Origin of the sequence: Tepidibacter mesophilus (genome assembly GCF_002724055.1) — a bacterium.
Classification (GTDB): domain Bacteria; phylum Bacillota; class Clostridia; order Peptostreptococcales; family Peptostreptococcaceae; genus Tepidibacter_A; species Tepidibacter_A mesophilus.
In genome coordinates, this window is sequence record NZ_BDQY01000060.1 from 1 (window position 1) to 1,378 (window position 1,378).

Consider the following 1,378-nt stretch of genomic DNA (forward strand, 5'->3'; position numbering starts at 1 on the left):
CTATGAAAGTGCAAAAACACTTCAATAATTTTCCATTAAAATAAAACAAAAAAACATTTATGCAAAACCTTGTTATAATTAAGTTCCTACACAAAAACATAACAGGTGGTGTTGCATAAATGTTTCAGAATTTAATTATAGCAAATGAATTAACATTAGACAAATTTTTAAAAGAACTAAAATATGACTTATATCTTACAAAACCACAGATAAATCATATGAAAAATATAGTGAAGTCAATGTTTATAAATGGTTACGCAGGTAAAATAAATGATGTTTCTAAATTTTTATCATCTAAGCATAGAACTAGCATTACAAGATTTTTATCTAATTCATCATGGGATGAATCTCTGATATTTAATTCTTTAAAAAACAAGATAATAGATTTAATTTGGTCTAGATCAAAACAAACAAATAAGCCTATATATGTGATTATAGATGATACTATTTCAGAAAAAACTAAGCCCTCGTCAAAGGCTTTAAATCCAATTGAAAAATGTTTCTTTCATAACTCACATTTAAAAAGAAAAACTGTTTATGGTCATCAAGTTGTACTTGCTTTACTTTCTTGTGATGGTTTAGTTTTACCCTATGCCATAGAAATTTATGATAAAAATAATATGAGTAAAATAGCGATAGCTTCTAATATAATCAAATCACTTCCAAATCCAGTTAATAAAGGATATGTTCTTTGCGATAGCTGGTATAGTTGTAAAGAAATATTCAATGCATCAAGTGAATCAGGATATACATATATCGGAGCTATAAAAACAAACAGAGTAATCTACCCAAAAGGTCATGAACGATTAGGGGCTAAGCTTAATAGATATGCTTGTAGTTTAGATAAAGAAGTCTTCGACTTAGTCACCGTTAAAGATAAACAATACTATATTTACAACTACGTTGGCAAATTAAATGACATGAAAAAAGTATCTATAATATTAAGCTATCCTAAAGATTCATTTCATGAAGATGGGTGTTTGAAATCATTTATATCATTAGATACATCATTATCTTCTTTGGATATATTGAATCAATACATAGACAGATGGATAATAGAGCCATTTTTTAGAGATTGCAAAAGGAATTTAGGCTTAAATGGTTATCAAGTCAGAAGTCAAAAAAGCATTATCAGGTATCTAATAATAATGTTAATATCATATACTTATTCTAAATTATGCTCAGGCGTAGCCTTTAATTTTAATACTGGATTTAAAAGGATGCAAAATAATTTAAGAAAAATACAGGTTATTAATATTTACAATGCTGCAATAAAAGGTGAACCTATTAATAAAATTTTTGAAACTCTGAAAATTGCATAGGAATTCCGTTAGCTATGTAACTGTAAAAAATTTCAAGCAAAACTGCACTATTATAG

General features: G+C 26.9%; 1 protein-coding gene. It reads left to right on the forward strand.

Going from position 1 to position 1,378, the window contains the following annotated elements; translation table 11 throughout:
- The first annotated feature begins 119 nt into the window (after positions 1 to 119).
- Positions 120 to 1,322 (forward strand): IS701 family transposase, encoded by a 1,203-nt coding sequence (locus Tmeso_RS15760; RefSeq protein ID WP_099192877.1) that lies wholly within the window; start codon positions 120 to 122, stop codon positions 1,320 to 1,322.
- The last annotated feature ends 56 nt before the right edge of the window (positions 1,323 to 1,378 follow it).

Bases quoted from the DNA above. Each gene is read 5' to 3' on its own strand.
- Tmeso_RS15760 (WP_099192877.1), top strand. From the start codon at position 120: ATGTTTCAGAATTTAATTATAGCAAATGAATTAACATTAGACAAATTT.